2 protein-coding genes are annotated in these 937 nt (G+C 71.0%); both read left to right on the forward strand.

Going from position 1 to position 937, the window contains the following annotated elements; translation table 11 throughout:
- A partial coding sequence (locus tag AC5LUJ_RS10790; RefSeq protein WP_493464866.1) for a transposase occupies positions 1 to 336 on the forward strand: 336 nt, incomplete at its 5' end.
- On the forward strand, positions 333 to 914 hold the full coding sequence (locus tag AC5LUJ_RS10795) for an IS5 family transposase (protein ID WP_493464867.1): 582 nt from the start codon (positions 333 to 335) through the stop codon (positions 912 to 914). The genes AC5LUJ_RS10790 and AC5LUJ_RS10795, both read left to right, overlap by 4 nt.
- Positions 915 to 937 lie beyond the last annotated feature (23 nt).

A 937-nucleotide genomic window follows, 5' to 3' on the forward strand; every position in this document is an offset into this window, starting at 1 on the left:
GACCTGCGCGGCTACTTCAACGCGGTGATGTGGAGGTTCCGTACCGGTAGCCCCTGGCGGGACGTGCCCGAACGCTACGGCTCCTGGTCGACGATCTACGACCGGTTCCGCGCGTGGGCGCGGGACGGGGTCTTCCAGGCCCTCATGGACGCGATGATCGCCGAGGCGGCGGCACGCGGCGACGTCGACCTCAGCCTGGTCGGCGTGGACTCCACCGTCGCCCGCGCGCATCACCACGCGGCGGGCATGGCGGTCGACCCGGACCTCCTGGAGGAGATGGCGAAGGCCCTGACGGCGGAAAAGGGGCTTCACCAACCGGACAGAACAACCCTGTGACCGAGGCGCCCGAGGACGGCGAGGACGCCGAACGGGCACGGCGCCGCGCGGTCCGCCGCCGCCGCAGGGCCCGGCTGAAGGCCGCCGAACTGGGACGCTCCCGAGGCGGGCTGACCGGCAAGGTGCACCTCGCGGCCGACCGGCGCTGCCGCCCGCTGTCCCTCATCCTCACCCCCGGGCAAGCCGCGGACAGCCCGCGTTTCCTCCCGGTCCTGAAGAAGATCGAAGTGCGTGGGCCGTCCGGCCGGCCCCGGACCCGCCCCGACGCGGTCGCCGGCGACAAGGCGTACTCCTCCCGTGCCCACCGCGCCCACCTGCGTAAGCGGAAGATCCGGACGGTGATCCCGGAGAAGGCCGACCAGAGGGCCAACCGCAAGAAGCGCGGCAGCGCCGGAGGCCGCCCGGTCAGCCACGACGCCACGCTCTACCAGGACCGCAACACCGTGGAACGCGGCATCAACAAGATCAAGGAGTGGCGGGGTCTGGCCACCCGCTACGACAAGACACCCGAAAGCTACGCCGCAGGGCTCCACCTGCGCGGATCCATCCTCTGGCTACGCAGCCTACCAACCCCATGATCCGAACTCAGAACAGACCCTAA

It is taken from the genome of Protofrankia sp. CiP1_Cm_nod3 (assembly GCF_982290655.1).